General features: G+C 41.0%; 11 protein-coding genes and 4 pseudogenes. 11 read left to right on the top strand and 4 right to left on the bottom strand.

The annotated features are described in order from the left end of the window. Positions 1–7: 7 nt before the first annotated feature. Positions 8–1,098 (bottom strand): IS4-like element ISAba1 family transposase gene (locus F988_RS14590; protein ID WP_141629355.1). Its coding sequence is split into 2 segments (ribosomal slippage): positions 8–561 and positions 561–1,098, totalling 1,092 coding nucleotides; the frame shifts between segments, so codons are not numbered across the junction. A gap of 262 nt (positions 1,099–1,360) precedes the next feature. Here F988_RS14590 and F988_RS07710 point away from each other — a divergent pair. Continuing rightward, a pseudogene (locus F988_RS07710) lies at positions 1,361–1,816 on the top strand (hypothetical protein); the annotation flags it as partial. Positions 1,817–2,011: 195 nt separating this feature from the next. Then, entirely contained in the window at positions 2,012–2,947 is a 936-nt protein-coding gene (locus F988_RS07705; protein ID WP_004679631.1) for a recombination directionality factor, read from the top strand. A 47-nt stretch (positions 2,948–2,994) separates the two neighbouring features. Here the strand turns inward: F988_RS07705 and F988_RS07700 are convergent. After that, positions 2,995–3,716: pseudogene (locus tag F988_RS07700) on the bottom strand (undecaprenyl-diphosphate phosphatase). A gap of 313 nt (positions 3,717–4,029) precedes the next feature. Between F988_RS07700 and kdpA the strand changes: the two are divergent. The 7 genes from kdpA (at position 4,030) to F988_RS15605 (ending at position 13,863) form a co-directional block, all read left to right on the top strand. Beyond that, on the top strand, positions 4,030–5,754 hold the full coding sequence (gene kdpA, locus F988_RS07695; RefSeq protein ID WP_004679628.1) for a potassium-transporting ATPase subunit KdpA: 1,725 nt from the start codon (positions 4,030–4,032) through the stop codon (positions 5,752–5,754). 11 nt (positions 5,755–5,765) lie between these two features. Beyond that, positions 5,766–7,808: a potassium-transporting ATPase subunit KdpB gene (kdpB, locus tag F988_RS07690; RefSeq protein WP_004679626.1), complete on the top strand. Its 2,043-nt coding sequence runs from the start codon at positions 5,766–5,768 to the stop codon at positions 7,806–7,808. A gap of 19 nt (positions 7,809–7,827) precedes the next feature. Then, positions 7,828–8,430: a potassium-transporting ATPase subunit KdpC gene (gene kdpC / locus F988_RS07685; protein ID WP_004682291.1), complete on the top strand. Its 603-nt coding sequence runs from the start codon at positions 7,828–7,830 to the stop codon at positions 8,428–8,430. 205 nt (positions 8,431–8,635) lie between these two features. Continuing rightward, positions 8,636–11,284 carry a sensor histidine kinase gene (locus F988_RS07680; protein WP_004682289.1) on the top strand — a complete coding sequence of 883 codons (2,649 nt, stop codon included), beginning with the start codon at positions 8,636–8,638 and terminating at the stop codon, positions 11,282–11,284. A gap of 27 nt (positions 11,285–11,311) precedes the next feature. Continuing rightward, complete coding sequence (locus F988_RS07675) at positions 11,312–12,025, top strand: response regulator (RefSeq protein ID WP_004679618.1); 714 nt, start codon at positions 11,312–11,314, stop codon at positions 12,023–12,025. 196 nt (positions 12,026–12,221) lie between these two features. After that, complete coding sequence (locus F988_RS07670; RefSeq protein WP_004679616.1) at positions 12,222–13,637, top strand: glutamine synthetase family protein; 1,416 nt, start codon at positions 12,222–12,224, stop codon at positions 13,635–13,637. 10 nt (positions 13,638–13,647) lie between these two features. Further along, positions 13,648–13,863, top strand: coding sequence for a hypothetical protein (locus F988_RS15605; RefSeq protein ID WP_004679615.1), 216 nt, complete (start codon positions 13,648–13,650; stop codon positions 13,861–13,863). A gap of 45 nt (positions 13,864–13,908) precedes the next feature. Here F988_RS15605 and F988_RS07660 read toward each other — a convergent pair whose 3' ends face one another. Together F988_RS07660 and F988_RS07655 are read right to left on the bottom strand one after the other, a co-directional pair. Continuing rightward, on the bottom strand, positions 13,909–14,688 hold the full coding sequence (locus tag F988_RS07660; RefSeq protein WP_004679614.1) for a TorF family putative porin: 780 nt from the start codon (positions 14,686–14,688) through the stop codon (positions 13,909–13,911). Between the two features lie 130 nt (positions 14,689–14,818). Beyond that, positions 14,819–15,781 (bottom strand): IS30 family transposase, encoded by a 963-nt coding sequence (locus tag F988_RS07655; RefSeq protein ID WP_004682288.1) that lies wholly within the window; start codon positions 15,779–15,781, stop codon positions 14,819–14,821. 140 nt (positions 15,782–15,921) lie between these two features. Here F988_RS07655 and F988_RS07650 point away from each other — a divergent pair. Both F988_RS07650 and F988_RS07645 read left to right on the top strand, forming a co-directional pair. Beyond that, positions 15,922–16,281 (top strand): annotated as a pseudogene (locus F988_RS07650) (recombination directionality factor); the annotation flags it as partial. 128 nt (positions 16,282–16,409) lie between these two features. Further along, positions 16,410–16,858 (top strand): annotated as a pseudogene (locus F988_RS07645) (IS3-like element ISAcsp5 family transposase); the annotation flags it as partial.

The raw sequence follows: 16,858 nt of genomic DNA, 5'->3' as shown, positions 1-16,858 counted from the left end.
ACAAATTTCACAGAACCCTTATCCTATCAGGATTCTGCTTTCTTAAAATTGCCAAAATTTCCTTAAACTCTTCTTTTTTCCCAAAACCAATTAAATGCTGAATCGCCATTTGAACATAGTCTAAACCATAGCGAAATAAACTCATTGAGAGTCGTCCATGCTTCTTTATTTTTATCGCTTTTTTTTGATTATGTTGCCATTCACCCGTTAAGTAACACCAACAGAAGCTTATAGCTAACACCGCAATCAATTTTTTCACTCGTCTAGGGTCTGTCAAGCGCGTATTTTCAAGATTAAACCCGCGTCCTTTGAGACAACTGAATAAGGTTTCAATTTCCCAGCGTAATGCATAATCCTGAATAGCATTGGCATTAAACTGAGGAGAAACGACGAGTAAAAGCTCTCCATTTTCTAACTGTAGTGCACTTATATATAGTTTCACCCGACCAACCAAAATCCGTCGTTTACGACATTCAATTTGACCAACTTTAAGATGGCGAAATAAATCACTAATTTTATGATTCTTTCCTAAATGATTGGTGACAATGAAGTTTTTTTTACACGAATGCAGAAGTTGATGTCTTGTTCAATTAACCATGTAAACCACTGCTCACCGATAAACTCTCTGTCTGCGAACACATTCACAATACGGTCTTTACCAAAAATGGCTATAAAGCGTTGAATCAAAGCAATACGCTCTTTCGTATCTGAATTTCCACGTTTATTAAGCAATGTCCAAAGGATAGGTATCGCTATTCCACGATAAACGATTGCGAGCATCAGGATATTAATATTTCGTTTTCCCCATTTCCAATTGGTTCTATCTAAAGTCAGTTGCACTTGGTCGAATGAAAACATATTGAAAATCAACTGAGAAATTTGACGATAATCAAAATACTGACCTGCAAAGAAGCGCTGCATACGCCGATAAAATGATTGTGGTAAGCACTTGATGGGCAAGGCTTTAGATGCAGAAGAAAGATTGCACGTTTGCTTTAAAATGATCGCAAGCATGATGAGCGAAAAGCACTTTAAATGTGACTTGTTCCATTTTAGAGATTTGTTTAAGATAAGATATAACTCATTGAGATGTGTCATAGTATTCGTCGTTAGAAAACAATTATTGTGACATTATTTCAATGAGTTATCTATTTTTGTCGTGTACAGAGTAATGTAAATAAAGACATGGCTAAAAAATCAATTTCAAAAAAAAGATCAAGAAAATGGTTATAAATGTGGATGGTTTTTGATGAATTTCAGATTTTGAAAATAATATGCTTAGTGCAGAGCTAGATATATTTTTGTGTAAGTTGTTGATTATTAATTATTGAATGTGGCTGGTTTTACTAAGTTTTGTATTATCTTTAAAGTCACTCGTTCTGAATCTGTAATTGAACACATCATCAATGCAGAACGTTACTTCTGGGAATGTGTGGAAAAGGATACACCACCTTCTGTGGATGCGAGTGAATCGGCAGCCAAAGCCATTCAGCAGTTGTATCCAATCCATGTGCCACTAACAGTTGAAGATCTATCACAGAATGAAACAGCTAATCTCATGTTCGATAAGCTGATCAAACTGAAAGAAGAAATTCAGCATAAGCAGGAACGCTTTGACCAGCTTAAACATGAAATCCAGATGATGATGCAAGACAAGGAAAGGGCAGTCTTTGCAAATGGCTCGGTAGTTTGGAAGAAAGCCAAGGATTCTATCAGCCTCAATACCAAAGCATTGCTTCAGCACCAGCCTGAACTCATCGAGCTTTATCCACTTGAAAAGCAGGGCAGTCGTCGATTTAACATCTATACCGACTAAGCCCTATTTACAGCACCCAATCAAAAATTCACAAAAATCGCTCCCCGCTCTCTACCCTTCGGTAGAGAGCAAATCGGTCGCGATTTCTGTAGCACTTTATCTGGCTCTACATTCTTTGGGTAACTTATTTGGTCCTTGTTCCGACCTACATACATAGACCCAAATTTGTAAGGTAATACATTAAGGAATATCAACATGATTAAAGGTTTAGCAATTACTCCTCCAATACTCGGACGGATCAGTATCGGTCGGATGATCGAGAAGAATGGCAAACGCCTGCCGGAAAAGGATGACCAGTTCACCATTACTTCCCAGATTCAAAGCAAAGAAGGCTGGGTGAAGCATCCACTGGATGATCAGCTGAGAGCTAATGCTCCGAATCAAAAGCTACGTTCAATCCCTGTCAGAATGATCTTTAATGATCCTGATTTAAACCTGCGTGCAGAATACAGCCTGTTTGACCGACAGACTGGAAGACCTGTCTGTGTCGGTAATGGAGAAACCTGCCAACGTTTAACCAACCAAGGCGTGGAGCAACATCCTTGCCCATCCCCCGACTTATGCCCACTTGGACAAGGCGGGCACTGTAAGCCTTATGGACGCCTGCATGTCAATTTAGATGAGTCGGATGAATTTGGTACATTCATTTTTAGAACAACAGGCTTTAACAGCATACGTACGTTGGCTGCACGATTGAGCTACTACCATGCAGCATCAAATGGGTTGCTTTCATGCTTGCCACTGCAGCTGACCTTGCGAGGAAAGAGTACAACGCAAAGTTATCGTCAACCTGTGTACTACGTGGATTTAACGCTCAGGGATGGCATTCATTTACAAGAGGCGATTCAAACAGCGAAGGAAATTGACCAGAAAAGTAAGTTGTGTGGTTTTAATCAGGCTGCTTTAGATCAAATGGCACGGCAGGGTTATGGTAATGCACGATTTGAGGTGAATGCTGAGGAGGGACTAGATTTGGTTGAAGAGTTTTATAATGATAAGGGTTTTGAGTCTGAATCGGTACAAACTGAAATCAAAAATAAATCTAAATCAGAGCTTAAGTCCCATCAGGGAGAGGGTGTTGTACAAGAGATTCAGAAAAGCTTGAGGCAGAATGTAAGGATTGTAAATTAAAAAATTTAAAGAGAACAGCGAGTTCTCTTTAATTTATTTTTTTTGAATTAAAAAACAAATAAGATGATTGAATCTAATACCAAGCGATACCAAGCAAAAACTTTTAAAGTATGTTTTTCTACAAATTTAACCATGGCTTTTACCACAAGCAAAGCTGCGATGAATGCGGTTACAAAGCCTACGGAAATATTCAATAAATTTTCTGAAGTTAAAACATCAACGTTGCGAAATATGTCTAAGTAACGGCACCAATAATGGTTGCACCAGACCGTGAAGTCCCCGGAATCATCGCAAGACATTGAACCAAACCAATAACAATGGCCTGTTTGAATCCAATATTGGTTGCCTCAATGGTTTGGACTTTAAAATTTTTAGCTTCTACAGCAAAAATTAACAGTGCACCAATAATCAGTGCAGATGCCACAACCGAAGGACTGAATAAAACTTGTTTAATAAAATCAACAGCTATAACTCCGATCACTACTGCAGGAATAAATGAAATGAAGACATTTATCGCAAAACGTCTCGCATGGTAATCACCTGATATAAAACCATGTAGTAGATTAATAATTTTTTACGGTAGAGCCAACAAACGGCTAAGATTGTGCCCAGTTGAATGACAACTTCAAAGACACAGCCTGAGCCTGAATGAAAATCAATTAAATGGCCAAATAAAATTAAATGACCAGTACTGGAAATGGGTAAAAAACTCCGTTAAACTTTCTATAAAACCTAAAAATAAGGCTTTAAGTACTGAAATTATATCCATAAATAAAGTGAGTCACAGAATAATAATAGCCATCACTTTTAAGATATTTTTCTGCATTTATAAGTGCATTGAGCTAAATTTTTACGCTTTCTTTACGCGGCATCCAAAGTTATGAATAGAGACTTTACGGTCTTATTTTTCATACTGGATTTTGGAATATCCCAATGCTTAGGATGAAAAACATGAGTGCGGTCATTCACGCGCATCAGCAGGTACAGCATCAAAAAAATTGCGTTGTACTAAATAATCAAAATAAACGTTATTTCAATATCTGCATGCAGTTTTCAGCTCTGAAACATAGGAGTGAAATGCCATGTTAGAGTTTGCTTTGCTTTTAGCCATCGTCTTTGTTCTGGCTTATCCCTTGGGTAAATACCTCGCAGCAATTATGCACAACCGCGAGATGAAAATTGATCCTCTATTCAATTGGATTGAAAAGCCCATTTACGCTGTTTTTGGAACCAATCCCAAACGGGGGATGAATGTCAAAACTTATTCATTAAATTTTGTCATGAGCTGTGCGGTGATTGGTTTAGTGACTTGGGTTTTATTCATGGCTCAAGCCAGCCTGCCGCTGAATCCAAATCATGCGCCGAATATGTCATGGGATTTGGCGCTGCATACCATGATTTCGTTTCTGACCAATACCAATCAGCAGCACTATTCAGGACAGGCACAACTGTCTTATTTATCGCAAATGGTTGGCATTGTCGGCTTGCAGATCATCACGCCGATGATGGGCCTGGCGATGGTGGTGGCTACAGTTCGAGCACTGTTCTACAAACAATCCAATGCACTTTCTGAAACCGATCAACAGACCAGCTTTAAGCATAAAGTGCAACAAATTAATGTCGGCAACTATTGGGCCGATGTGATTCGTCCGACGTTCCGCTTTCTGATTCCTTTATGCATGGTTTGGTCATTATTGCTCACTAGCCAAGGCGTACCATCGACTTTTCAAGGCGGCCCAGAAGTTCAAGTGATTGACCAAAGCAGCGAATTAACAACGCAAAAAATACCTTTAGGCCCTGTTGCGCCCATGGTAGCAATTAAGCAATTGGGCAGTAATGGTGGTGGCTGGTATGGTCCGAACAGCAGTGTACCTTTGGAAAATCCGACACCATTGTCAAACTTTCTGGAAATGCTTGCGATTTTACTGATCCCTGTTTCGGTGATTTTTATGCTGGGCTTTTTCACCAAACGCGCCAAATTCGCAGGCTTGGTCTTTGCTTCAATGCTGCTGATGTCGATCATTTCTGCGACTAGCGCTATCTGGTCAGAAAGCCTTTCATCGACTTCGACATTGCTTTCCGCCATGGAAGGTAAAGAAGTGCGTTTTGGCGAGGCATCATCTGCTTTGTGGTCAGCGGTCACCACCCAAGTCAATAACGGCTCAGTGGATATGATGCATGATTCATCTGCACCGCTCACAGGTATGGTGCAATTGTCCAATATGCTGATCAATGCCATTTGGGGCGGGATTGGCTGTGGTTTACAGCAATTCATTATTTATCTGTTTTTAGCAGTCTTTATTGCAGGCTTAATGACCGGCCGCACCCCAGAATTGTTTGGCCGCAAAATTGAAGCCGGTGAAATCAAGCTGCTCGCTGTTGTGATTTTGATCCAACCCATCGTCATTCTTGGTTTAACCGCAATAACTGTATTTTTCCCTGAATTGACGGGCAACAGTAATCCGCAATACCACGGCATTTCTCAAGTTCTGTACGAATATGTGTCTGCATTTGCCAACAATGGCTCAGGCTTTGAAGGGCTATCAGACAATACCGTGTGGTGGAATGTCACATGCGGTATTGCTTTATTGCTCGGCCGTTTCCCGACATTAATTATTCCTTTAATCATCGCTACACGTTTAGCTGCAAAACGCCAAGCACCTGAAAGCAGCGGCAGTTTAAAAGTCGAAACGCCAACATTCGCACTGACTTTAATCGCCATTGTGGTGATGTTGACCTTATTGCAATTTATGCCAGTCCTGGTCTTGGGGCCAATTGCTGATCATCTGTTATTGGTTCAAGGTTAAGGGTGAGTACAATGAATCATTCAAAACAAACTGTTCAAACACAGCAAAACACTATCGCTTCAACTTTATTTCAAGCTGAAGCATGGAAAAATGCCTTTATTAAACTGCTACCGCAGCATGTGATTAAAAATCCAGTGATGGCCATCGTTTGGCTTGGGACGCTGATTACACTGGTTAGTACAATTTTGGGGCAAGCCAGTCTGGTTTTTGGCTTATTGGTGACATTGATTTTATTTGTAACTGTTCTCTTTGCCAATTATGCTGAAGCTCTTGCCGAAGCTAAAGGCCGCGGACAGGCGTCATCCCTGCGTCAAGCGCGTCAAAATTTGACGGCGCGCCGGATCCATTCTAAAGATGATATGGATGGGGTGCAGATTTCAGCGGCTGAATTGAAAATGCATGACTTGATTGAAGTGCGTGCAGGGGAATTCATTCCCGTAGATGGTGAGATCATTCAAGGCTTTGCTACGATCAATGAAGCTGCTGTAACAGGTGAATCTGCGCCAGTACTGCGTGAAGCGGGTACGGATAAATCAGGGGTGATTGGGGGAACCAAAGTCTTAACCGACCGGATCATCGTGCAAGTGACCGCAGAGGCGGGAAATAGCTTTCTCGACCGAATGATTGCTTTAGTCGAAGGCTCAAACCGTCAAAAAACACCGAATGAAATTGCCTTAGGTATTTTACTGACCGTGATGACTGTGACTTTTATCATCGTCGTGGTCAGCCTGCCGTTGATTGGACATTTCCTGCATATTGAAATCAGCCCGATTTTATTGGTGGCGCTATTGGTCTGCTTGATTCCAACCACCATCGGCGGCTTATTGCCAGCTATTGGAATTGCAGGGATGAACAGAGCGCTCAAAGCCAATGTGATTGCCAAATCAGGCAAGGCGGTTGAAGTTGCAGGCGATATAGATGTTTTACTACTCGATAAAACCGGAACTATTACTTACGGTGACCGTCAGGCGACTGCTTTTTATCCCTTAACAGGAGTGACGGAGTCTGAACTTCGCCAAGCGGCGGTACTGACTTCTTTGGCCGATCCAACGCCAGAAGGTAAATCGGTGGTTGCTTTGGCCAAAGAGCAAGGTGAAAGAGTGGCCGAGCCTGAACAGGCTGAGTTTATCGCTTTTAATGCGTCCACACGCATTTCAGGCCTTAACTTGGCGGATGGTCATCAAGTGCGTAAAGGCGCTATGGATGCCATTCTTAAATTCGCTTCGCAAAACCTTGAAAATCATGCCGAACTGAAAGCGCGCGTAGAACAAATAGCTTCAAAAGGGGCAACGCCGCTGGTCGTGGCTAAAGATCAGAATTTGTTGGGTGTCATTGAACTATCAGACGTGATTAAGCAAGGCATTAAAGAAAAATTTGCGCGCTTACGTGAAATGGGCATTAAAACTGTGATGGTGACCGGAGATAATCCGCTCACAGCAGCGGCCATCGCAGCAGAGGCTGGTGTGGATGATTATATCGCTGAAGCGAAACCAGAAGATAAACTCACATGCATTCGAACCGAGCAAAACAAAGGACATTTGGTAGCGATGGTCGGTGACGGTACTAATGATGCACCGGCGTTAGCCCAAGCAGATATTGGCTTAGCCATGAACTCGGGAACGCAAGCAGCCAAAGAAGCAGGCAATATGGTGGATTTAGATTCTGATCCAACAAAATTGCTATCTGTGGTTGAAATAGGCAAACAGCAACTGATTACTCGCGGTGCATTAACCACCTTTTCCTTGGCGAATGATGTATCAAAGTATTTTGCAATTTTGCCGGCATTATTCGTCGCGGCAATTCCGCAAATGCATGTGTTAAATGTCATGCAACTAGGCAGTTCTGAAAGTGCCATCCTGTCTGCGCTGATCTTTAATGCGATCATTATTCCTCTGCTGATTCCAATTGCACTGCGCGGTGTGAAATTCAAACCTTCGACATCTACCCAATTATTGCGCCGCAACATGCTGATTTATGGTGTGGGCGGGGTGCTGCTACCGTTTATTGCCATTAAAGCGATTGATCTGCTGATCAGTCCAATCTTGGCCCTATAAATTTTTTGAGGATGACAAAGTGAATATGCAAAATCATCAATTGGCAGACTCATCATGGGGTGAGAAACTGCGCGCTTCGTTTGGAATGACCATCATTGCTCTAGGCTTATGCGGCTTTGTATATAGTGCTGCTGCAACCAGCTTAGGACAAATGCTCTTTCCAAAACAAGCCAACGGCAGCTTGATTGTCGAAAATAATCAAGTGATCGGTTCACGCTTAGTGGCACAGCCTTTTGCCCAAGTTCAATATTTCCATCCGCGTCCATCTGCCGCAAATTATGATCCTATGGCGATGGCCGGAAGCAACATGGCGAGAACCAATCCTGAACTGCAGAAAGCCATAGAGGAACGGCTGAATCGAATCGCAGCGAAGGAACAGATTGAAAAATCTAAAATTCCTGCGGATCTGGTCACCGCTTCAGGCAGCGGCATCGACCCTGAAATTAGCGTGCAATCAGCCATGATTCAAGTGAAGCGGATTGCCCATGCACGGCATATGCCTGAACAGAATATCGAAAAACTGATTCAGTCGCATACGGTTCAGCCGATTTTTGGGATTTTAGGGCAGGCACGTGTCAATGTGCTTGAATTGAATTTGGCTTTGGATCGGGGCGGGAAGTGATATGAATGGCTTGATGATTAAAATATAGTGATTGAAAGCTATTGAATAATCTGAATTAAGTTATATACGATTGTTGGGCGAGGGGATGTTCTATACCTCCGCCCAACGGTGGCATCCATATTGCCCAGCAATAGCCAAGCTGACTTTAGACGCATTTAAATGAATTTAAAAACATCTTTTAAAGCAATAAATAAAGATTACTTCTATGACTGATCCACGAACCAATAAAGCCGATGTTTTGCTGCAACATACACAGCGTTATCAGTCTGGGCGGCTGACGATTTTTTTAGGCGCAGCTCCGGGCGTGGGAAAGACCTTTGCCATGCTGGTTCGTGCGCATGAACTGGCGCTGCAGGGTATTAATATCGTCATTGGCTATGTAGAAACGCATGGCCGTAGAGAAACTGAAAATTTAATTTCTGGTTTAGATATAATTCCGCGCAAGGCTATTGAATATCAAGGGCAGCATCTGGAGGAAATGAATCTAGATGCCGTTTTGGATAAAAAGCCCAGTATTGTTTTGGTGGATGAATTTGCCCACACTAATATGCCCGGCAGCCGTCATGAAAAACGCTGGCAAGACATCAATGAATTATTAGATGCTGGTATTGATGTTTTTACCACCATGAACATTCAGCATTTGGAAAGTTTGAATGATGTGGTATATCAAATCACTGGGATTCGTGTCACTGAAACCGTGCCAGACCGGGTGTTCGAACGGATTAGAGATATCCGCTTAATTGATTTGCCTGTGAATGAGCTGTTGGAGCGCTTAAACCAAGGGAAGGTTTATGTGCCTGAGCAGGCGGAACAGGCCTTACAGCGATTTTTCAACAGCTCCAACTTAACGGCACTGCGTGAACTGGCAATGCAAACCGTTGCCAATTATGTTGATAATGATGTACGCGAAAATTTCGCCATTCAAGGGCTTGCTCAAATCCCCTTAAAAAATCATGTCTTAATTATGATTGATGGCAAAGGGCATTCTGAAGCTTTAGTTCGGACTGGATGCCGTATTGCCGAGCATCGTGCGGCAAAATGGACGGTTGTTGCTTTTTCTCATGATACGCAAATCATGAATAAACAGGAAAACTCGCAAAGCCGTGAAATTGAACGGGCTTTAAACTTAACGCGTCAAATGGGTGGAATGACAGAAGTCCTTCACGGCCAGCAACATGCTAAAACTTTATTTGATTATGTGATGGACCGCGGCATTTCAACCTTGGTTTTAGCACAAGCGGCTCCGCAAAAGTTTTCGCTGAATTTAAGGCTCAATTTGATTGATCAATTACTGCAATACCGGCCCAGTTTTGAACTCAGTATTGTGCCGATTATTGCAGAGAATAAGCATCTGTCCTTTTTCACTCAAAGGGCATTCTTGTCGCTGAGAGAAATACAGTACGTACTAGCCACCACGGTCATCAGCATTGTGATTGCAAGCTTAGGGGAAAAGTATTTAGGGATTGAAGATCTTTCGGTGATTTTTATCACCGCTGTGGTTTTTGTGGCATCAAAAACACGGATGCTGGCTGCAGCTTTTTCAGCCATCCTATTCTTTCTAGCTTATAATTTTTTCTTTATTTCCCCGCAATTTACATTTCAGATTTCTGCACATCAGGGGATTGTCACCGTGATTGCATTTTTGGGCGCGGCTTTAATTTCGAGCCGATTAGCGTCACGTTTGAAAGAGCAGGTGACTGCACTCAAAACGGCGAACAGTTATAACAGCATTATGCAGGATTTAGGGCAGAAGCTGTCCACAGCATTAGATTTGGCACAAATCAAGGAGATTGCTGAACATAGCCTGAGTAAAAATCTCAATGCAGATGTCTGGCTGTATTTCCCAGATACTGCAGCAACTCAAGCATCATCCACTATCATGAGTAATAAAGAAAAAATTTCAGCCGATTGGACATTCAAAAACCATCAACCGTCCGGTCGCTTTACCCAAACCTTGACGGAAAATGAGTGGTGGTTTTTGCCCTTATTGGCTTCCAAGCAATGCTTAGGCGTGGTGGGGTTGAAACTTAAAGATGTGCAAGCAGTAATCAATACGGAGCAAAAACAGCTCGCTGAACTCATGGTAGAGTATCTTGCGCAGGCGATTTTCCGCACCCAGCTGACCAAGGCTTTGGAAATAGCCAATGTGAATTCTGAAACGGAAAAATTGCGCTCGGCATTATTATCATCCGTATCGCACGATTTACGCTCGCCTTTGGCGTCGATGATTGGAGCAGCGGATACTTTGAGCACTTACCGCCATTCCATGAATGAAAATGATCAGGACAGCTTGCTGGAAGCGATTCATTTAGAGGGGGAACGTTTAGACCGCTATATTCAAAACCTACTGGATATGACCCGTTTAGGCCATGAAGGCTTAAGCTTGAAGCGGGACTGGATTGGAGTTGATGAACTGATCGGTTCAGCAGTGCGCCGTTTAAACCGTTATATGCCAGATGCATTGGTTGAAGTGCATGCGCCTCAAGAATCTTTGAGTTTATTTGTACATGCCGCCTTGATTGAACAGGCCATTTTTAATGTACTGGAAAATGCCGCAAAATTTTCACCAGAGAATAAAGCTGTGATGATTGAGGTGCAGCAGGTGAATGAAAATGAGATCGAAATTGCCATAACTGATAAGGGGCAGGGTATTCCAGAAGATGAGCGTGAACGCATTTTTGACATGTTTTATACCATGCAGCGCGGTGACCGCGGGCAATATGGTACAGGCTTGGGCTTGACGATTGTGAAAGCGATTGTGGGTGCGCATATGGGGAAAATCATGGCATCATCAGGCAAGAACAATCAAGGAACATGTATCCGCATAAAGCTTCCTATTCAGCAAATTACTTAAAGCATCTAGCAGCTTTTAGGTGGGAAAATGCCAGAACAGAATGAATCAGCCAGCTCCATGACCAATGTCTTGATTATTGATGATGAAAATCAGATTCGAAAATTCTTGGATATAGCACTCAGAGCGCAAGGCTATAAAACGCTTTTGGCTGAAAATGGCCAAAAGGGTTTGGAACTCCTAGCTTTGCAAGGCGCGGATTTAGTGATCCTCGATTTGGGTTTGCCAGATTTGGATGGTTATGAGGTTTTGTCTGAGCTTCGCACATGGTCGCACGTTCCAGTGATAGTGCTGTCTGTGCGGGCAAATGAAGAAGAAAAAGTGAAGCTTCTGGATGCTGGCGCAAATGATTATGTTACCAAGCCGTTTAGTGTTCAGGAGCTGATGGCGCGCATTCGTGTACTGCTTAGGCAGCACCAACATAGTACTGTTTATACGGCAATTTTTGATGATGGCGTATTAAAAATCGATTTTTCCAAACGGCAGGTTTTTTTAAATCAACAATTGCTCTCCTTAACACGCAAAGAATATCAGCTGCTGAATTTATTGGCGAAAAATAAAGGCCAATTGATTACCCAGCCGCAAATACTGAAAGAGCTGTGGGGGGCAACGCACCAAGAAGATACGCATTATTTAAGGATTCTGGTAGCTAAATTAAGAGTGAAGTTAAATGATAATGCTGTGCAGCCTAAATATATTATTACTGAACCGGGAGTGGGTTTGCGATTTTTGAAGATTTATTAATATTAAATATGCCATTTATTTTACATGAGTCTATTGTTATTTTTATGTTTTAACTTATTTTAAATTAGCTTTTTCGTGGTTTTAATAGTTTAAAAAATAATCATATTAGTTGGGTGCTTTTTTACGGTTTATTTACGTTACATTCGGTAGAACTTGTTTTATTTTGATCATTGTTAATATTTAACAGGACAAAATAATGAGTAATTTACTCATGGCTAGACATAATATAGCTGACGAAGAAGCGGTCCCTGAATCCATGCCATCTGCGCGTCAATGCTGCGATATTGAAGATATTCTATTTTCAGAAGAAATCGAAAACTATCTGCAGCGCTATCCCAATACCCGTCATGTTGAGATTTGCCTGCACGATCTGAATGGTCATGTCCGCGGCAAGCGCATAGATATTGTAGGTCTAAAAAATATTGCACAAGGCTGTTATTTCCCAATGTCTATTTATGCCATGAGTCTTGATGGAGAAGTGATTGAAGAATCGGGTTTAGGAAAATCGATCGGTGAGCCGGATTATTTATGTAAACCTATATTGGGAAGCCTGCAGCCATGCGCTTTAAATCCAGAGTCCAAGGCACAGTTATTCCTAACCATGAAAGATGACAATCATCAAGATTGCGAAGTTGAACCGCGCAATATTTTAAAAAAAAGTTTAAGAGCGCTGCATGATCAAAACTTTTATCCTTGCATGGCCGTAGAATTGGAGTTTTATTTATTTGACAGCAATGAAAAATCTGGCTCCAATCAGATTTATTTAAATCAATGTTTTGATGTGAATGCGCAAGATAAATATCAAGACGTTCTGGATGAAATTGAACGGATTGCCCTTTTGCAGGGGATTCAGATTACAGGCTTAGTCTCGGAATCATCTTCCGGGCAATACGAAATTAATATTCAGCATAGCGGTGATATTTTGAAGCTATGCGATCAGATCATGATGCTAAAGCGCACCATTAAGCAAGTCGCTGTAGAACATGGGTTACATGCAAGCTTTTTGGCTAAGCCTGATCTGAATAAAGCGGGCAGCGGCATGCACTTTCACATGAGTTTGTTAAATCAAGACCAGCAGAATATTTTCAGCATGAAGCAGAATCCTTTACCGTCACGGCAATTATTAAAGGCGATCAGCGGGCTGATAGTCTTGCTGCCGCCGTCCATGGCCGTGCTTGCCCCGAATGTAAACTCATTCCGCCGGTTTAAAGCTGGAAACCATGTGCCCTTAGAAGCTAATTGGGGCGTGAATAACCGCAATGTGGCCATTCGCATACCATGTTCGGACAATGAAAATCAACGCTTGGAATATCGTGTTGCAGGTGCGGATTGCAATCCTTATTTAACTGCAGCCCTGATTTTGATCGGCACACTGCATGGGTTGACACAGAATCTGGAAATTCCACAGCAAGCCACTCAGATAAAAAATAAACATCAGCCGCACTTTTTAAGTACGAATCAGCTGGATGCTTTAACATTTTTTCACCGGAATACTGTTTTGCAAAAATATCTCGGCAAAAGATTTATGGAATTATGGTGTGCAGTTAAACGTGCTGAGCATCAGTATATGTACAGCCAAATTACTTTGATCGAACAACATTGGGATATTTAACTTCTTAAAAATGTATAACACGATAAATAATGAACATGATGCTAGAAATCAGAAGCTCAATGAAGAATTGTATTTGAAGTATAGTTTACAGGAAATTGATTCTGACATTTTAGTAAAGAAATACCAGTATGCGTCAAAAAGTATGAAAAAAATAATTCATACTATTTTTAAAGAAAGAGGTTTTAATCGAAGTGAGATAGATCATATATTGAAATTACTCAAGTAAAATAATTATGCCAATAGTATTGCTGATACTATTGGCATTTAACTTTTAAAAAGATTTAGTCAGGGTGAATACTGCTTCAGTTTTTACCCCTTTTTTATTTTGACTTGTAAAGTCTTTGGTTTTTAAATTACTACCAAACGCTGCTAATTCTGCATTTATTCCCATTGGGTTATAGCGGTAAGTTGCACCAATTTTCCAATCAAAAAAATGGTCTTTTGCTTCAGAACCATAAATGTCCTGATTTGCTTTGGAATAACCTAAGCTAACATTTGTGCCAAAATTAGTTTGAGCAATCGGTGTAGCATATAAGACATTAAAATACCAATTTGAGATATCTTTACCTATACTGTCACTGGCAGCTTTGCCGCCATAGTTATAGGTATAGCTTATGCTTGGTGTAAAGCTATCGTTCTGATGCAGCAACGCATTAAAGATCATTTTGAAATAGTATTCATTATAATTTAAATCGCTGTTGCCGATGTAATTGTAGCGCAGCATGCCAAGATCAACTGCAGGATGGATTGAACCTAGCGCGATTGGCGCTGTATAGCCGATCTGGGGATCCAGTTCTAAATTTACTTCGTCATCAAAATCAACATTCGATGCAAATGCAGCAAGATAAAATCCTGAAGCATGGCTTAAAACAAAGTTTCCCTGCAAGGCCGGATCATTCTGGGTTTGCGTTTGGCCGCGCCAGCGGTAGTCGCTGGCCAATGATACATTACCTGAAAAGCTTAAAGCGGGAGAGCTTTCATCTCCAGTAGCAAAAGCATAACTTGAATAGAGCGGTATAAGGCTAAAAAGTAGATGGTATAATTTTTTCATAACACTTTAAATTAGTAGTCATTGAAGTAATGTATGTTAAGGTTTAATTTATTGATATATAATAAAATTATCGTAAATTTTGCGTAAAATAAGTATAAAATTTAAGATGAATATTTTTTAAAGGGCGGATTCAAGCGGCAAGTGCAACAGTATAAAAACCAGCCATAACTTCACTCGGTGTATACCAACCTAGGGTTTTTCTAGGACGATGGTTGAGTGCAAATTCTATCTGCTCTATTTGTTCCTTTGACACGTCATCAAACGATGATGATTTTGGCAGATATTGACGGATTAAACCATTCGTATTTTCATTTCTAGCTCGCTGAATAGACTTGTAAGGATCAGCAAAATACGTCTCTATGCCAGCATCAGTAATTCTTTTGTGTTCGGAAAATTCTTTGCCATTATCAAATGTCACACTATAAGCATGGCTCATTTGTAAACGATCTAGTGCACAAGTAATCGTTTGAGAGGATGCTCTCGTTGGCCCTAAATGAACAATATGTACATACAGGCTCTTTCGATCAACGAGAGTCAATAAAGCACCTTTATGATGTTTACCAATCACCGTGTCACCTTCGAAATCTCCTAAACGTTGTCGTTGATCAATGACCTGGTCTCGGCAGTGAATACTTGTTTTATCAATGATTTGACCCCTACGATCCGTGTTTTTGTAACCGCGTTTTCGATATTTCTTCTGATGCCTTAAGTGTAGATGAAGTTTACCACCTTTTGATTTATCTTGATAAATGTACTGGTAAATCCACTCATGTGAAGGTACATCCAGCCAACCGCGTTGTGTTAAAGCACCTGAAATTTGTTCGGGTGACCAGTCCAAACCAATCAAATAATCAATATAAGCGAAGGCAAATGCTGTCATTGATGATGAAGGACGGTACCGTCTTTGACTTGCAAATTTAGCTGCCTGTTGAGCTCTATATCCACGTTGCCCAGTATTTCTTTTTAATTCACGGTAGATGGTTGATCGTGAACGTCCTAACTCCCGAGCAAGGGTAGCGATTGAACTTTTACTTTTCAAAGTAGCATAAATTTCGTATCTTTCATCTTGAGAAAGTTGGGTGTATTTCTTCATTGTGTGCTTTCCAATTGCGAGTTGAAAAAGTCTAATGATTCTATGAATACACCTAACTTTTTCAACTAATTACAAATGTGTTGCACTTGGGATTTGAATCTGCGAAGTAATAAAAATCAGTATTCATATTGTCTAAAAGACGTTTGCATATGAACTTTAATAAGCTAGATGAATTTGACCCCTTTGTTTTTAGAACTACAGGCTTTAACAGTATTCGGACTTTGGCTGCACGGCTGAGTTATTACCATATGGCATTAAATAGTTTGTTGTCTTGCCTCCCATTGCAGCTGATATTGCGGAGTAAGAGTACGACACAGAGTTATCGTCAGCTAGTCTATTACGTGGATCTGACTTTAAGGGAAGGAATTAGCTTGAATGAGGCCATTATTCAGGCAAAGCAAATTGATGAGCAGAGTAAGCAGGTAGGGTTTTATCAGGAAGCTTTGGACTTTACGGCAAGGAAGGGTTTTGCTAATGCAAGGTTTGAAACGTATATAGAGTAAGGTTTGGATGTATTAGAACAGTTTTATGAAGCTGATGTGATGTGGTTCTAGGATTTTAGACCACGTCTATAAGTGATAATCTACTCCCCAATAAGCATGGGAAATGCTTGTTTTAGGAGTCAACCATGACACGAAGAAAACGTCGTAATCATTCAGCAGAGTTTAAAGTTAAAGTTGCTCTCGCAGCAATTAAAGGCGACCACACACTCGCTGAACTTTCTACTCAATTCGATTTACATCAAAACCAAATCATCGATTGGAAAAATCAACTGCTTGAGCAATCAGTCAATATTTTTTCACGACCAACAGCACAACAAGAACCAGAGATTGACATCAAAGCTCTACATGCCAAGATAGGACATCAGGCATTGCAAATTGATTTTTTAGAAGGTGCGCTCAGAAAAATAGGGCAGCTGAGCGGCAAAAAATGATCGATAAGACCCATCAACTTTCGGTACGACAACAATCGCAATTGATTCAAATCAATCGCAGTACGTTGTATTACAAGCCCAAAGAGATTTCATCAACTGATTTGAGTTTGATGCGTCTGATCGATGAAATTCATCTCGACTAC

It is taken from the genome of Acinetobacter parvus DSM 16617 = CIP 108168, from assembly GCF_000368025.1.
Lineage (GTDB): Bacteria > Pseudomonadota > Gammaproteobacteria > Pseudomonadales > Moraxellaceae > Acinetobacter > Acinetobacter parvus.
The sequence above is the reverse complement of the archived record's forward strand: the minus strand, read 5'-3'. Positions and strand labels throughout refer to the sequence as shown.